This is a genomic window from Kitasatospora sp. NEAU-CNBT7, from assembly GCF_057220535.1.
Map to the genome: position 1 here is coordinate 1 of NZ_JBXQQB010000009.1, position 15,949 is coordinate 15,949.

A 15,949-nucleotide genomic window follows, 5' to 3' on the forward strand; every position below is an offset into this window, starting at 1 on the left:
CCCCCCCGCTTCTGTCTGCCCGGATGCCGGCGGGTCGGTACGAGCCGTTGACATGCCCGTAGCCGCTCTGTAACTCTTGGCTGCAATCACGCAAAAGACGTACAGAGCTACGTCATTTTCTCGATATCTGCCGCAACTTTCCCGGAGCCACCGCCCCGGACGTGCCGGCAGCGGAGTTCCGGGCCGTCGCCCTGACAGTGGCGGCCCGGGCCGTACCGACGTCCCGCGCCCCGCGGGGGACCGCACCACCCGCACCCGCCCACCGGGTGCACCCGCGGCGGAGCCGGGAGCCGACCCGTCGCGAACCGTCATCGATCACCGACGCCGCCCCACCGACGCCGATCGCGGACATCGGTCGCGGAGTCAGAGACAGAGGGACGCAATGAGATCGAAGCGCAGACTGCCACGGCTGACCGCCGGTTCGGCCGTGCTGGGGATGCTCCTGCTGGCGGGGCCGCTGCTGCCGGCCGCGCAGGCCGCGGGCGGCCCCAACCTGGCGGCCGGCAAGACGGTGACCGCCAGCAGCGTCGGTGACGTCTACGTCGTCGGCAACGTCAACGACGGCAACCAGAACAGCTACTGGGAGAGCGCGGGCAACGCCCTGCCGCAGTGGGTCCAGGTGGACCTCGGCAGCGCCACCGCCATCGACCAGGTGGTCCTCAAGCTCCCGGCCGCCTGGGAGTCCAGGACCGAGACGCTGACCCTGCTCGGCAGCACCGACGGCACCAGCTTCGCCACCCTGACCGGCTCCGCGGTCTACTCCTTCGACCAGGGCGCCGGCAACACCGTCCGGATCAACTTCGCCTCCACCAGCGCCCGTTACGTCCGCGTCAACGTCTCCGCCAACACCGGCTGGCCGGCCGCCCAGTTCTCCGAGTTCGAGGTGTACGGCGCCGCCTCCGCGTCCGCGAACCTGCTGGCCGGCCGCCCGGTCACCACCAGCAGCGCCAACGGCGCCTACACCGGTGCCAACGCGGCCGACGGCAACCAGGGCAGCTACTGGGAGAGCGCCAACAACGCCTTCCCGCAGTGGATCCAGGGTGATCTGGGCGCCGCCGTCCCGGTCAACAAGCTGGTGCTGAAGCTGCCGGCCGGCTGGGAGAGCCGGACCGAGACGCTGAAGGTCCAGGGCAGCACCGACGGCACCAACTTCACCGACCTCGCCGCCGCCACCGGGTACGGCTTCGACCCGGCGACCGGCAACACCGCCACCGTCAGCCTGGCCACCGCCACCACCCGCTACCTGCGGCTCACCTTCACCGCCAACTCCGGCTGGCCGGCCGCCCAGCTCGCCGAGTTCGAGGCCTACGGCCCGGCCTCCGGCGACACCCAGGCCCCGACCGCCCCGACCGGCCTGGCGTACACCCAGCCCGCCCCCGGCCAGATCCGGCTGACCTGGAACGCGGCCACCGACAACACCGGCGTCACCGGCTACGACCTGTACGCCGACGACGTCCTGCTCACCAGCGTCGCGGGGACCGTACTGACGTACACCGACAGCCGCCCGGACAGCGCCACCGTGGCGTACTACGTGAAGGCCAGGGACGCCGCGGGCAACCAGTCCGCCGCCAGCAACACCGTCACCCGCACCGGCCAGGGCGGCGACACCCAGGACCCGTCCGCCCCGACCGGGCTGGCGTACACCCAGCCCGCCTCCGGGCAGATCCGGCTGACCTGGGGCGCCTCGGCCGACAACACCGGGGTGAGCGGTTACGACGTGTACGCCAACGGCGCGCTGCGCGCCTCGGTGGCGGGCACCGTGCTGACGTACACCGACAGCCAGCCCGACACCGCGACGGTCTCCTACTACGTGAAGGCCAAGGACGCGGCGGGCAACCAGTCGGCCAGCAGCAACACCGTGATCCGCACCGGCCAGAGCGGCGGCACCGGGACCAACCTGGCCGCCGGGAAGCCGATCACCGGCTCCTCCTCGGTCTTCTCCTTCGTCGCCGCCAACGCCAACGACAACGACGCCACCACGTACTGGGAGGGCGGCCCGAACAGCTACCCGGACACCCTGACGGTGGCGCTCGGCGCCAACGCCGCCACCAGCTCGGTCGTGGTCAAGCTCAACCCGGCCGCCGCCTGGTCGGCCAGGACGCAGACCATCGAGGTGCTCGGCCGGGAGCAGAGCAGCTCGGCATTCACCCAGCTGGTCGCCCCGCAGACGTACTCCTTCGACCCGGCCTCGGGGAACACCGTCACCATCCCCGTCACCGCCACCGCGGCCGACGTCCAGCTGCGGATCACCGCCAACAGCGGTGCGGCGGCCGGGCAGGTGGCCGAGTTCCAGGTGATCGGCGTCCCGGCGCCCAACCCGGACCTGGTCGTCACCGCCCTGGCCCCGACGCCCGCCAACCCCGTCGAGACCGACGCCGTGTCGCTGGCCGCCACCGTGAGGAACAACGGCACCGCGGCGGCCGGGCCGAGCACCGTCGGCCTCTACCTCGGCACCACCAAGGTCGGCACCGCCCAGGTCGGCGCGCTGGCGGCCGGCGCCTCCAGCACCGTCTCGGCCGGCATCGGCGTCCAGAACGCGGGCAGCTACCAGCTGACCGCCAAGGCGGACGAGACGGGCGTCGTGATCGAGCGGGACGAGACCAACAACGACTTCACCGCCCCGGGCCCGCTGGTGGTCAGCCCGGTCGCCAGCTCCGACCTGGTGGCCGCGCCGGTCGGCTGGACACCCGGCAACCCGGCGGCCGGCAACACCGTCAACTTCTCGGTGGCGCTGAAGAACCAGGGCACGGTGGCATCCGCCGGCGGCAGCCACGGCATCACCGTGACCGTCGCCGACGCCACCGGCGCGGTGGTGCGGACGCTGACCGGCTCGTACAGCGGGGCCATCGCCGCGGGCGCCGCCACCACCCCGGTGCCGCTAGGGAGTTGGACGGCGGCCAACGGCAAGTACACCGTCCGGACCGTGATCGCGAACGACGCGAACGAGCTGCCGGTGAAGCAGGGCAACAACACCTCCAGCCAGCCGCTGTACGTCGGGCGCGGCGCCAACATGCCGTACGACACCTACGAGGCCGAGGACGGCGTGCTGGCCGGCGGCGCGGCCGTGGTCGGCCCGAACCGGACCATCGGCGACCTGGCCGGCGAGGCCTCGGGCCGCAAGGCCGTCACGCTCAACTCCACCGGCGCCTCGGTGGAGTTCACCACCAAGGCGCCGACCAACACGCTGGTCACCCGGTTCTCCGTCCCGGACGCGCCGGGCGGCGACGGCATCGACTCCACGCTGAACGTCTACGTCGACGGCAGCTTCCTCAAGTCGATCGACCTGACCTCCCGGTACGCCTGGCTGTACGGCAGCGAGACCGCGCCGGGCAACGGCCCGAGCGCCGGCGGCCAGCGGCACATCTACGACGAGGCCAACGTGCTGCTGGGGACCACCGTCCCGGCGGGCAGCCGGATCCGGCTGCAGAAGGACGCGGCCAACACCAGCCAGTACGCGATCGACTTCATCAGCCTGGAGCAGGCCACCCAGACCGCCGACCCGGACCCCGCGAAGTACGCGGTTCCGGCGGGCTTCACCCAGAACGACGTCCAGGCCGCCCTGGACCGGGTGCGGATGGACACCACCGGCACCCTGGTGGGCGTCTACCTGCCGGCCGGCGACTACCAGACCGCGGGAAAGTTCCAGGTCTACGGCAAGGCCGTGAAGGTGATCGGGGCCGGGCCCTGGTTCACCCGCTTCCGCGCCCCCTCGGGCCAGTCCAACACCGACATCGGGTTCCGCGCCGAGGCCTCGGCGAACGGCTCGACCTTCGCCGGCTTCGCCTACTTCGGCAACTACACCTCGCGGATCGACGGGCCCGGCAAGGTCTTCGACTTCGCCAACGTCGCCAACATCACCATCGACAACATCTGGACCGAGCACATGGTCTGCATGTACTGGGGTGCCAACACCGACTCCATGAGGATCACCAACTCGCGGATCCGCGACACCTTCGCGGACGGCATCAACATGACCAACGGCTCCACCGACAACCTGGTCTCCAACAACGAGGCCCGGGCGACCGGTGACGACAGCTTCGCGCTGTTCTCCGCCATCGACGCGGGCGGCGCGGACGAGAAGAACAACGTCTTCGAGAACCTCACCTCGCTGCTGACCTGGCGGGCGGCGGGCGTGGCGGTCTACGGCGGCTACGCCAACACCTTCCGCAACGTCTACATCGCCGACACCCTCTGCTACTCGGGCGTCACCATCTCCTCGCTGGACTTCGGCTACCCGATGAACGGGTTCGGGACCGACCCGACCAACCTGCAGAACATCTCGCTGGTCCGGGCCGGCGGCCACTTCTGGGGCGCCCAGGTCTTCCCGGCGATCTGGGTCTTCTCGGCCTCCAAGGTCTTCCAGGGCATCCGGGTGAGCGACGTGGACATCGTCGACCCGACCTACAGCGGGATCATGTTCCAGACCAACTACAGCGGCGGCCAGCCGCAGAACCCGGTCACCGACACGGTGTTCACCAACGTGTCGATCACCGGCGCCAGGAGGAGCGGCGACGCCTACGACGCCAGGTCCGGCTACGGCATCTGGGCCAACGAGATGCCCGAGGCCGGCCAGGGCCCCGCGGTCGGCTCGGTCACCTTCAACCACCTCACCCTGAGCGGCAACGCCAAGGACATCCAGAACACCACCTCGACCTTCCACATCACCGTCAACCCGTAGGTCGTGTCTGACAATTCGCGTCGGATCAGCGCGCGGCGTCGGGCGCCCGGCTGGGCGTGCCGGCGAGGCGCCCTCGTACTGGGTCGTACTTGGGCGATTCGCCGGTGCGTCCAGGCGGGATGCGCGGCGTCGGGCGCCCGGCGGGAATTGTCAGACACGGCCTGACGCCGAGCTCCGGAGCAGGGCGGGCACCGGGGTGCCCGCCCTGCTCCGGCATGCCCGCGACCGGTCCGCCGGACGGCTCACGCAAGTGGACAGTCGTGTTTTTGCGAAATCTCGTCGACATCTTGTGGTCATCTGTCGAGGCTGGTTAAGTGGTCGACGCCAGCAGGCGATGCGTCACCGCAGCGGCCGAGGTATCCCCTCGCACGCGTCCTCCCGCCACCCGACGGTGCTTCTCTCGGGGGCGGCCCCCACCGGAAATCACGGGCTACTCCCGCGCCCTCGCGCTGCCCACGTGCTCGAAAGGGTCCACCCGCATGAACAGAGACCGGCTCATCCGCAGATCCGTCGCCCTCGCCGCCGCGGCCGGCCTGGCCCTCACCGCCGCGGCCTGCAGCTCCTCCGGGACAGCGGACACCTCCGCCGCCAAGGGCGGCAGCGCGGACGCCGCGGCCCCGCTCGACCCGGCCACCAAGGTGACGATCAGCATCGACTGCCAGCCGCCGGTCACCAAGGCCGCCGAGCGCAAGCAGTGGGCCGACGACGTCGCCGCGTTCAACAAGCTCTACCCGAACGTCACGGTCAACGCGAAGGACGGCTTCCCCTGCGAGGAGCCCGCCGCCTTCACCGCCCAGCTCAAGGGCAAGAGCCAGACCGACGTCTTCTACAGCTACTTCACCGACCTGAACCAGGTCCTCGACGCCGACGGCGCCGAGGACATCACCGCCTACGTCAACGAGAAGTCCGTCCCCGCGCTGGCGGACATCGACCCCTCGGTGCTGGCCACCCTCAAGTCCGACGGCAAGCTCTACGGCCTGCCGTACTCCAACTACAAGATGGGGCTGCTGTACAACCGCAAGCTCTTCACCCAGGCCGGCCTCGACCCCGACAAGCCGCCGACCAGCTGGGAGGAGATCCGCGAGGACGCCAAGAAGATCGCGGCGCTCGGGGGCGGCGTCAACGGCTACGGCGACTACAGCGCCACCAACCAGGGCGGCTGGCACTACACCGCCGAGCTGTACGGCCTCGGCGGCTCGATGACCGACCAGGACGGGAAGAAGGCCGCCTTCAACACCCCCGAGGGCAAGAAGGTCCTGCAGAACCTCTACGACATGCGCTGGACCGACAACAGCATGGGCGCCACCCAGGGCCTCAAGTGGCCCGACCTGATGACCCAGATGTCCACCGACAAGCTCGGCATGTACGTCGGCGCACCGGACGACATCACGTACATGGTGCAGACCCTCAAGGGCAACTACGCCGACTACGGCATGGGCCCGATGCCCGGCGGGAAGTCGGCGCTGCTCGGCGGCAACGACTACCTCTTCAAGAAGGGCTCGACCCCGGACCAGATCAAGGCCGGCATCGCCTGGATCAACTTCAAGTTCCTCACCATCGGCAAGGGCCAGTTCGACTACGCCCGCAACAAGACCGACGGCCTGCCGGTCGGCCTGCCCCAGCCGTTCTTCTTCACCGGCGCCAGCCTCGCCGCCGACAACAAGGCCAAGGCCGCCGACGCCACCGTGCCGGTCCAGAACTACGCGCCCTACCTGGCCGCCTCCGTCCCCGGCAAGACCGAGCCCGCCAACGCCCAGCAGATCTACAAGGTGCTGGACAACGCGGTCTCCGCCGTCCTGACCGACAAGAACGCCAACGTCGACAAGCTGCTCTCGGACGCCGAGAACCAGGTCGACCAGGTCCTGGCGAGCCTCCAGTAGCGGCCCGCGGGGGCCGGCGGCACCGATCCCGCCGGCCCCCGCGCCGCCCGCACCCACCGGACCAGCCCACCCAGGAGTCCCTCCCCATGGCAGCGATCAGCGTCTCCGCCCGCCGCAGACCGGCCGGCCCGCCCCCGGACCCCGCCCCGCCCTCCCGCCGCGCCGCGCTCGCGCAGCGCGTGCGCCGCAACCTCACGGCCCACGGCTTCCTGCTCGGCGCGCTGCTCTGCTTCGCCTGCTTCTCGTGGTACCCGATGGTCCGCGAGATCGTGATGAGCTTCCAGCGGACCAGACGCGGCCGGACCACCTGGGTCGGCCTGGACAACCTCCGCCACATCACCGAGGACCCGGCCTTCTGGCAGGCCTGGCGCAACACCCTGCTGTTCACCGTCCTCGCGCTGGTGCTCGGCTTCGCCGTCCCGTTCCTGGTCGCCGTCCTGCTCAACGAACTGCGCCACGCCAAGGCCTACCTGCGGGTGCTGGTCTACCTGCCGGTGATGATGCCGCCGGTCGCCTCGGTGCTGCTGTTCAAGTACTTCTACGACCCGTCCTACGGACTGTTCAACAGCGTCCTGCACGCCCTGCACCTGCCGACCTCGGCCTGGCTCAACTCCGCGTCCACCGCGATGGTCTCCGTGGTCATCGCCGCCACCTGGATGAACATGGGCGGCGCCACCCTGATCTACCTGGCCGCCCTCCAGGGCATCCCCGGCGAACTCTACGAGGCGGCCGAACTGGACGGCGCCGGACTGCTGCGCCGGATCTGGCACGTCACCATCCCGCAGACCCGGCTGATCCTCTCGCTGCTCCTGCTGCTCCAGATCGTCGCCACCATGCAGGTGTTCGTCGAACCGTTCCTGCTGACCGGCGGCAACGGCCCGCAGGGCTCCACCACCACCGTGGTCTACCTGATCTACCAGTACGCCTTCAACTTCAACAACTACGGCAGCGCCTCCGCGCTCGGCCTGGTCATGCTGGTCGTGCTGGCCGGCTTCTCCGGACTGTACGCGCGGCTCAGCCGCACCGCCGACTGAGGAGCGGCCGCCATGCGCACCCTGATCTCCGACACCCAGCTGAACCGCCGCGGCGGCCGGATCGTCTACTGGACGGTGCTCGTCCTGGTGGTGGTGGTCTTCACCCTGGTCTTCCTCGGCCCGCTCTACTGGCTGGTCACCGGCGGCCTCAAGTCCACCCGGGAGGCCGTCCAGAGCCCGCCGACGCTGTTCCCGAGCCAGATCCACACCGACACCTACCGCGAGGCGTGGAGCCAACTGCGGATGGGACGGCTGCTGTTCAACACGCTCTACTACGCCTTCGGCGCGCTCGCCCTCCAGCTGGTGTTCGACGTCGCGGCGGCCTACGCGCTGTCCAAGCTGCGCCCGGTGCTCGGCAACCTGATCCTGGGGATGATGCTCGCCACCCTGATGATCCCGGCGGCGGTCCTGATCGTGCCGCAGTACCTCACCGTGCTGGACCTGCCGCTGCTGCACCTCAACCTGATCAACACACCCTGGGCGATCTGGCTGCCCACGGTCGCCAACGCCTTCAACATCTTCCTGCTGAAGCGCTTCTTCGACTCCATCCCCGAGGAGCTGATGGCCGCGGCCGCGATGGACGGCGCGGGCCCGCTGCGGGCCCTGTGGTCGATCGTGCTGCCGATGTCGCGGCCGATCCTCGGCGTGGTCTCCATCTTCGCGGTGGTCAACGTCTGGAAGGACTTCCTGTGGCCGATGCTGGTCCAGCCCGACCCGGCGAAGCAGCCGCTCAACATCGGCATCAACTCGCTCTCGCTGGGCGTCTCGCAGAATGTGATCATCGCCGCGCTGGCCATCGCCTCGGCGCCGACCATCGTGTTCTTCCTGATCTTCCAGCGCAACATCATGGCCGGCCTGACCTCAGGCAGCCTCAAGGGCTGACGGCCCGTCACCCATCGCCAGCCTTCTGAAAGGGGCCCCACCGTGGCACAGCAGCCCGAGCACTCGGACTGGTGGCGGGACGCCGCGATCTACCAGGTCTACCCGCGCAGCTTCGCCGACGGCAGCGGCGACGGCACCGGGGACCTCGCCGGGGTCCGCTCCCGCCTCCCCTACCTCGCCGAACTCGGCGTCCAGGCGGTCTGGTTCAACCCCTGGTACCCGTCCCCGATGGCCGACGGCGGCTACGACGTGGCCGACTACCGGGACGTCGACCCGGCCTTCGGCACCCTGGCCGAGGCCGAGAAGCTGATCGCCGAAGGCCTGGAACTGGGCATCCGCACCATCGTCGACATCGTGCCCAACCACGTCTCCGACGCCCACCCGTGGTTCGCCGCCGCCCTCGCGGCCGGGCCGGGCAGTCCCGAGCGCGAGCTCTTCCACTTCCGCCCGGGCCGCGGCGAGAGCGGCGAACTCCCGCCCAACGACTGGAGATCGGAGTTCGGCGGCTGCCCGTGGACCAGAACGGTGAACGCCGACGGCAGCCCCGGCGACTGGTACCTGCACCTGTTCGCCGCCCAGCAGCCCGACCTCAACTGGCACCACCCGCAGGTTCGCGCCGAGCACGAGTCGATCCTGCGGTTCTGGTTCGACCGGGGCGCGGCCGGGGTGCGGATCGACTCCGCCGGCCTGCTCGCCAAGGACCCGGCGCTGCCCGACTTCACCCCCGGCCGGGAGCCGCACCCGTACGTGGACCGCGACGAACTGCACGAGATCTACCGGTCCTGGCGGCGGATCGCCGACTCGTACGCCGAGCCCCGGGTGCTGATCGGCGAGATCTGGGTCCCCGACACCGAACGCTTCGCCCGCTACCTGCGCCCCGACGAGCTGCACACCGCCTTCAACTTCGACTTCCTGGCCCGGCCCTGGGACGCGGCCGAGCTGCGGGCCTCGGTCGACGCGACGCTCGCCGCCCACGCGCCGGTCGGCGCGCCCGCCACCTGGGTGCTGTGCAACCACGACGTGACCCGCACCGTGACCCGCTACGGCCGGGCCGACACCGGGTTCGACTTCGCCGCCAAGGCCTTCGGCACCCCCACCGATCTGCCGCTCGGGCTCCGCCGGGCCCGGGCGGCCGCCCTGCTCTCGCTGGCCCTGCCCGGCTCGGTCTACCTCTACCAGGGCGAGGAACTCGGCCTGCCGGAGGTCGAGGACCTTCCGCTGGAGCGCCTCCAGGACCCGATGCACCTGCGCTCGGGCGGCACCGACCCAGGGCGTGACGGCTGCCGGGTGCCGCTGCCCTGGTCCGGCACCGAGCCCCCGTACGGTTTCGCCCCGCCCGGGGTCGAGCCCTGGCTGCCGCAGCCGGCCGACTGGGCGGCGCTGACGGTCGAGGCCCAGTCGGGCGACCCGGACTCGATGCTGGAGCTCTACCGGGCCGCGCTGCGGATCCGCCGGGCGGCGGTGGGCGGCGGGTTCGGCTGGCTGCCCGCGGGTTCCGGGGTGCTGGCGTTCCGGCGCGCGGGCGGGTTCCGCTGCCTGGTCAACCTGGGCGCCGGACCGGTCGCGCTGCCCGCGGGCGGCGCGGTGCTGCTCGCCAGCGGTCCGCTGACGGGTGGACGGCTGCCGGTCGACACCGCGGTCTGGCTGAACGGCTCGTAATCTTGTGGACACCTGTCTATGATTGGTGGACACCTGTCCATAGCGAGTGAATGAGTGGCCGACGATGCAGACCCTGTCCGTGGTGCTGGTGGCTCTGGTGGCCCTGCTGCACACCTACTTCCTGGTGCTCGAGATGTTCCTGTGGCAGCGCCGGCCCGGTCGCGAGCTCTCCGGCTTCGACGCCGAGATGGCCGCCGCCACCGCGCCGCTCGCCGCCAACCAGGGCCTCTACAACGGCTTCCTGGCCGCCGGACTGCTCTGGGGCCTGATAGCGGCCGACCCGACCGGGTACCAGGTGCAGATCTTCTTCCTGAGCTGCGTCGTGGTGGCCGGCCTGTACGGCGGCGCCACCGCCAACCGGCGGATCCTGTTCGCCCAGGCCCTGCCCGGGGCGCTGGCCCTGACCGCCGTCCTGGTGGCCGGATGACCCCGGCCGCCGACCCGAGGGCCGAGCGGACCAGGGCGGCCCTGCGGGCGGCGCTGCTCGCCGAGTGCGAGCAGCGGCCGCTCGAACAGGTCAGCGTCTCCGCGGTGGTCCGGCGGGCCGAGCTCGGCCGGGCCACCTTCTACCTGCACTACCAGGACCTCCAGGCGCTCGCCGTGGACGCCTGCGCCGAGGTGGTCCGCGAGGCGGTCGACGCGCTGCACGCCTGGCGCGGCGCTCCGGACCCGGCCGCCCCGCCGCCCGCGCTGGCGCTGTTCCTCGGACAGGTGCGGGAGCAGGCCGGGCTGTACCGCTCGCTGCTGCACCCCGGGGGGAGCGGCCCCCTGGGGGAACTGCTCAACCGGCAGCTGCGGGAGCGCAGCCGCGCCGAACGCGAACTGGCCGGCGCCCCCCACCCCGAGGTGGTGGCCACCGCGGTCGCCGGAGCCTTCACCGCTCTCCTCGCCGACTGGCTGCACACCCCGGGAGCCGTCCCGCCGGCCACCCTGGCGGCCCACACCTGGCGCCTGCTGGTCTCCCTCCACCGCACCCGCTTCACCTGAGGTCCGGGTCGGCAGGGCCGCCGGTCCGGCGTCAGCCGGCCGCGCCCCAGCCCGTCCGGTAGGCCGTCCAGTGCTCGTCGGTGGCCGTGAAGTCGACGTACAGGGCCAGGCCGAAGGACTGCCGGGTGCTGTGGCCGAGCCCCAGCCGGGCGCCGCGGACGGCGGCGCCCACCGTCTCCGCCGAGCCGCGGTGCTGGTAGGTGTCGTCCCAGTAGGCGGGCAGCCCCATCAGGAGGTCGACCCGCTCCGGCGTCACCTCGAGCGCGAGCCGGGTCTGCTGGACGACGTACCCGCCGTACAGCGACTCCAGCTGCATGCTCGTGTCGTACGACATCACCGCGATCTGGTCGACCCGGCGGGCGGCCTGGGCGAAGTACGCCTGGGACCACCACTTGCCGTGGCCGGAGAGGGCGAGCCCGGCCGCGTGGAGGCCGGGCAGCGGGTCGATCTGCGGCGCCGCGACCGAGAACGGCACGCCGCGCCCGGCGGTCCTCGCGTGCACCTGGTCGAGCAGGAGCAGGAACCCCTGGTCCCCGGAGTGGACCGGCTCCAGGTCGAAGTGGACCCCGTCGAAGCCCAGGTCGAGCACCTGGACGGCGGAGGCGGTGATCCGGTCGCGGACGTCGGCCCGGTCCAGGTGCAGGCCCTCCTTCTCCGGGGCGACCACGTCCCCGAGCCAGGACTGCACCCGCACTCCGGGCAGCGCCCGGTGCGCGCTCGCCAGGAACTCCTGCGCCTTCGGGTACAGCGCCGGGTCGAGCGAGCCGTCGTGGGCGAGCGGTCCGGTGTGCACGTACAGGTCGCGGATGCCGGTGCCGGCCAGCCGCCGGCCGAGGGCCGCGAGCTCGGCGTCCCCCTTTCGGCCGTCCACCCAGGCGTGGCCCAGCCAGACCGCGTCGCGCCCCCGGGTGCGCGCCTCGGGGGCCGGGTCACCCGCGTAGGCGATCCGCAGCGCGGCCGCCGCCCCCGCGATCGGGAGCAGCAGCAAGGCCAGTGCCAGCAGGGCCGCCACGCCGATCCGGCGACGCCGGCTCCAGCCGCGCAGCCTCGCCCGGACGGCCCGCAGCCTCGCCCGTATCGCCCGTCCCACAGGCCCTCCCCGTCGTCGTCCGGCGTCCATCAGGACGCCCACGATGCGAAACGGGTTCCGTGCCGACGGCTCCGGACGGATACCCTGGCCGGGTGCGTGCCGGATCACAGACCGGGACCGCATAGCCGACAGCCGTCGCACCCAGGAGCAGCCACATGGCCACAGCCGTCCCCTCGTCCGCCCAGACCGCCTCTGCCCGGCAGGGTCGTGCGGATGCCTTGCGTGAAGCGCTCGCCACCCGGGTGGTGGTGGCGGACGGTGCGATGGGCACCATGCTGCAGGCGCAGGATCCGACGATGGAGGACTTCCAGCAGCTGGAGGGCTGCAACGAGGTCCTGAACGTGACCCGCCCGGACATCGTGCGCTCGGTGCACGACGCGTACTTCGCGGTGGGCGTGGACTGTGTGGAGACCAACACCTTCGGCGCCAACCATGCGGCGCTGGGGGAGTACGACATCCCGGAGCGGGTGTTCGAGCTGTCGGAGGCGGGCGCCCGGATCGCCCGCGAGGCGGCGGATGCGTTCACGGCGCGGGACGGCCGGGTGCGGTGGGTGCTCGGGTCGATCGGGCCCGGCACCAAGCTGCCGACCCTCGGGCACGCCCCGTACGGGCTGCTGCGGGACGGGTTCCAGGCGAATGCGGCCGGTCTGGTCGCGGGTGGTGCGGATGCGCTGCTGGTGGAGACCAGTCAGGACCTGCTGCAGACGAAGGCGGCGATCCTGGGTTCGAAGCGGGCGCTGGCGGAGGCGGGGCTGGATCTGCCGGTGCTGGTGCAGGTGACGGTGGAGACCACCGGCACGATGCTGCTGGGTTCGGAGATCGGTGCGGCGCTGACGGCGTTGGAGCCGCTGGGGGTGGACTACATCGGGCTGAACTGTGCGACCGGTCCGGCGGAGATGAGCGAGCACCTGCGGTATCTGGCGAAGAACGCCCGGGTGGGGTTGTCGTGCATGCCGAACGCGGGTCTGCCGGTGCTGGGCAAGGACGGTGCGCACTATCCGCTGTCGCCGGCGGAGCTGGCGGATGCGCATGATGTGTTCACCCGTGAGTACGGGTTGTCGCTGGTGGGTGGCTGCTGCGGTACCACCCCGGAGCATCTGCGGCTGGTGGTGGAGCGGGTGCAGGGTCGTGCGGTGGTGGCGCGTGATCCGCGGCCGGAGCCGTCGGCGGCGTCGTTGTACCAGTCGGTGCCGTTCCGGCAGGACACGTCGTACCTGGCGATCGGGGAGCGGACCAACGCGAACGGGTCGAAGAAGTTCCGGGAGTCGATGCTGGCGGGGGACTGGCAGGCGTGTGTGGAGATCGCCCGGGAGCAGATCCGGGACGGCTCGCACCTGCTGGACCTGTGCGTGGACTATGTCGGCCGGGACGGTGTGGCGGACATGAAGGAGATTGCGGGGCGGCTGGCGACGGCCTCGACGCTGCCGATCGTGCTGGACTCCACCGAGCCGGACGTGCTGCGGGCGGGTCTGGAGGCGCTGGGTGGGCGGGCGTTGCTGAACTCGGTGAACTACGAGGACGGTGACGGGCCGGACACCCGGTTCGGGAAGGTGGCGTCGCTGGCCCGTGAGCACGGGGCCGGTCTGATCGCGCTGACCATCGACGAGGACGGGCAGGCCCGCACCGCGGGGACGAAGGTCGCCATCGCGGAGCGGCTGATCGCCCAGCTCACCGGTGAGTACGGGATCGAGGAGAGCTCGATCCTGGTCGACTGCCTGGCCTTCACCCTGGGCACCGGCCAGGAGGAGTCCCGGCGGGACGGCATCGAGACGATCGAGGCGATCCGCGAGCTGAAGCGGCGCCACCCGGACGTGCAGACGACGCTGGGCCTGTCGAACATCTCGTTCGGTCTGAGTCCGGCGGCGCGGATAGTGATCAACTCGGTGTTCCTGAACGAGTGCGTGGAGGCCGGCCTGGATTCGGCGATCGTGCACGCCTCGAAGATCCTGCCGATGGCGCGGATCCCCGACGAGCAGCGGGAGGTGGCGCTGGATCTGGTCTACGACCGCCGTACCGGGGACTACGACCCGCTGCAGCGGCTGCTGCAGCTGTTCGAGGGTGTGTCGGTGGCCTCGAGTGCGGAGTCGAAGGCGCAGGAGCTGGCGGCGCTGCCGCTGGAGGAGCGTCTGCAGCGCCGGATCATCGACGGTGAGCGGGGCGGCCTGGAGGCGGACCTGGACGAGGCGCTGACGGGGCGTCCGGCGCTGGAGATCGTCAACTCGACGCTGCTGGCGGGGATGAAGGTGGTCGGCGAGCTGTTCGGCTCCGGCCAGATGCAGCTGCCGTTCGTGCTGCAGTCGGCGGAGGTGATGAAGAGCGCGGTGGCGTACCTGGAGCCGCACATGGAGAAGTCCGACGACGAGGGCAAGGGCACCATCGTGCTGGCCACCGTCAAGGGCGACGTGCACGACATCGGCAAGAACCTGGTCGACATCATCCTGTCCAACAACGGCTACACCGTGGTCAACCTGGGGATCAAGCAGCCGGTCTCGGCGATCCTGGACGCCGCCGTCGAGCACAAGGCGGACGTGATCGGGATGTCCGGCCTGCTCGTCAAGTCCACCGTGATCATGAAAGAGAACCTCCAGGAGCTCAACCAGCGCAACCTCGCCGCCGACTACCCGGTCATCCTCGGCGGCGCCGCCCTCACCCGCGCCTACGTCGAACAGGACCTGCACGCCATCTACGAAGGCGAGGTCCGCTACGCCCGCGACGCCTTCGAGGGACTGCGCCTGATGGACGCCCTGATCGCGGTCAAGCGCGGGGTGCCGGGGGCGGCTCTGCCGGAGCTGCGGCAGCGCCGGCACGCCCGGGTCGAGGTGGAGGAGCCGGCGGAGGAGGTCAACCTCGGCCAGGTCCGCTCCGATGTGGCGGTGGACAACCGGGTGCCGGAGCCGCCGTTCTGGGGGGACCGGATCGTCAAGGGGATCCCGTTCGCGGACTACGCGTCCTGGCTGGACGAGGACGCGCTGTTCAAGGGGCAGTGGGGGCTGAAGGCGGCGCGGTCCGGGGAGGGCCCGTCGTACGAGGAGCTGGTGGAGACGGAGGGCCGGCCGCGGCTGCGGATGTGGCTGGACCGGCTGCAGACGGAGGGCTGGCTGGAGCCGGCGGTGATCTACGGGTACTACCCGGCGAACTCCAAGGGCGATGATCTGATCGTCTTCAACGGGGACGGCTCCGAGCACACCCGGTTCACCTTCCCGCGGCAGCGCCGGGGTCGGCGGCTGTGTCTGGCGGACTTCTTCCGTCCGGAGGAGTCGGGTGAGCGGGACGTGCTGGGGCTGCAGGTGGTGACGATGGGCAACCGGGTGTCGGAGGCGGCGAACGAGCTGTTCGCGGGCAACGCCTACCGGGACTACCTGGAGCTGCACGGGCTGTCGGTGCAGCTGGCGGAGGCGCTGGCGGAGTTCTGGCACGCCCGGGTCCGGTTCGAGCTGGGCTTCGGTGACGAGGACCCGCAGGACGTGCGGGACATGTTCGCGTTGAAGTACCGGGGTGCGCGGTTCTCGCTGGGCTACGGGGCGTGCCCGGAGCTGGAGGACCGGGCGAAGATCGCCGAGCTGCTGCGGCCGGAGCGGATCGGGGTGGTGCTCTCCGAGGAGTTCCAGCTCCACCCGGAGCAGTCCACCGACGCGATCGTGATCCACCACCCCGAGGCCAAGTACTTCAACGCCCGGTAATGTGCGCCTCGCGCTCCGTTCGCTGCAAAAGCCGGAGCCGGGCGTAAGCTTGATGATCC

9 protein-coding genes are annotated in these 15,949 nt (G+C 71.0%); 8 read left to right on the top strand and 1 reads right to left on the bottom strand.

From position 1 onward, the window contains the following. Positions 1–382: 382 nt before the first annotated feature. The 7 genes from AC2TEW_RS14320 to AC2TEW_RS14350 all read left to right on the top strand — a co-directional run bounded on the left by AC2TEW_RS14320 (position 383) and on the right by AC2TEW_RS14350 (position 11,120). Positions 383–4,678, top strand: a complete 4,296-nt coding sequence (locus AC2TEW_RS14320; RefSeq protein WP_484623719.1) for a galactose-binding domain-containing protein — start codon at positions 383–385, stop codon at positions 4,676–4,678. Positions 4,679–5,157: 479 nt separating this feature from the next. Then, positions 5,158–6,558 (top strand): extracellular solute-binding protein, encoded by a 1,401-nt coding sequence (locus tag AC2TEW_RS14325; protein ID WP_484623720.1) that lies wholly within the window; start codon positions 5,158–5,160, stop codon positions 6,556–6,558. Positions 6,559–6,644: 86 nt separating this feature from the next. Continuing rightward, positions 6,645–7,592 carry a carbohydrate ABC transporter permease gene (locus AC2TEW_RS14330; protein WP_484623721.1) on the top strand — a complete coding sequence of 316 codons (948 nt, stop codon included), beginning with the start codon at positions 6,645–6,647 and terminating at the stop codon, positions 7,590–7,592. A 12-nt stretch (positions 7,593–7,604) separates the two neighbouring features. After that, the gene (locus AC2TEW_RS14335) at positions 7,605–8,474 is read left to right on the top strand and encodes a carbohydrate ABC transporter permease (RefSeq protein ID WP_484623722.1); all 870 of its coding nucleotides are present in this window, start codon (positions 7,605–7,607) and stop codon (positions 8,472–8,474) included. 42 nt (positions 8,475–8,516) lie between these two features. Further along, the gene (locus AC2TEW_RS14340; protein WP_484623723.1) at positions 8,517–10,133 is read left to right on the top strand and encodes a glycoside hydrolase family 13 protein; all 1,617 of its coding nucleotides are present in this window, start codon (positions 8,517–8,519) and stop codon (positions 10,131–10,133) included. A 64-nt stretch (positions 10,134–10,197) separates the two neighbouring features. Beyond that, positions 10,198–10,560, top strand: coding sequence for a DUF1304 domain-containing protein (locus AC2TEW_RS14345; protein ID WP_484623724.1), 363 nt, complete (start codon positions 10,198–10,200; stop codon positions 10,558–10,560). Beyond that, positions 10,557–11,120: a TetR/AcrR family transcriptional regulator gene (locus tag AC2TEW_RS14350; RefSeq protein WP_484623725.1), complete on the top strand. Its 564-nt coding sequence runs from the start codon at positions 10,557–10,559 to the stop codon at positions 11,118–11,120. Before AC2TEW_RS14345 ends, AC2TEW_RS14350 begins: the two co-directional genes overlap by 4 nt. 31 nt (positions 11,121–11,151) lie before the next feature. Here the strand turns inward: AC2TEW_RS14350 and AC2TEW_RS14355 are convergent, their stop codons facing one another. Continuing rightward, positions 11,152–12,210, bottom strand: a complete 1,059-nt coding sequence (locus tag AC2TEW_RS14355) for a glycoside hydrolase family 18 protein (protein WP_484623726.1) — start codon at positions 12,208–12,210, stop codon at positions 11,152–11,154. A gap of 155 nt (positions 12,211–12,365) precedes the next feature. On the opposite strand from AC2TEW_RS14355, the gene metH reads away from it, so the two are divergent. Next, on the top strand, positions 12,366–15,890 hold the full coding sequence (gene metH / locus AC2TEW_RS14360) for a methionine synthase (protein ID WP_484623727.1): 3,525 nt from the start codon (positions 12,366–12,368) through the stop codon (positions 15,888–15,890). Positions 15,891–15,949: the final 59 nt, after the last annotated feature.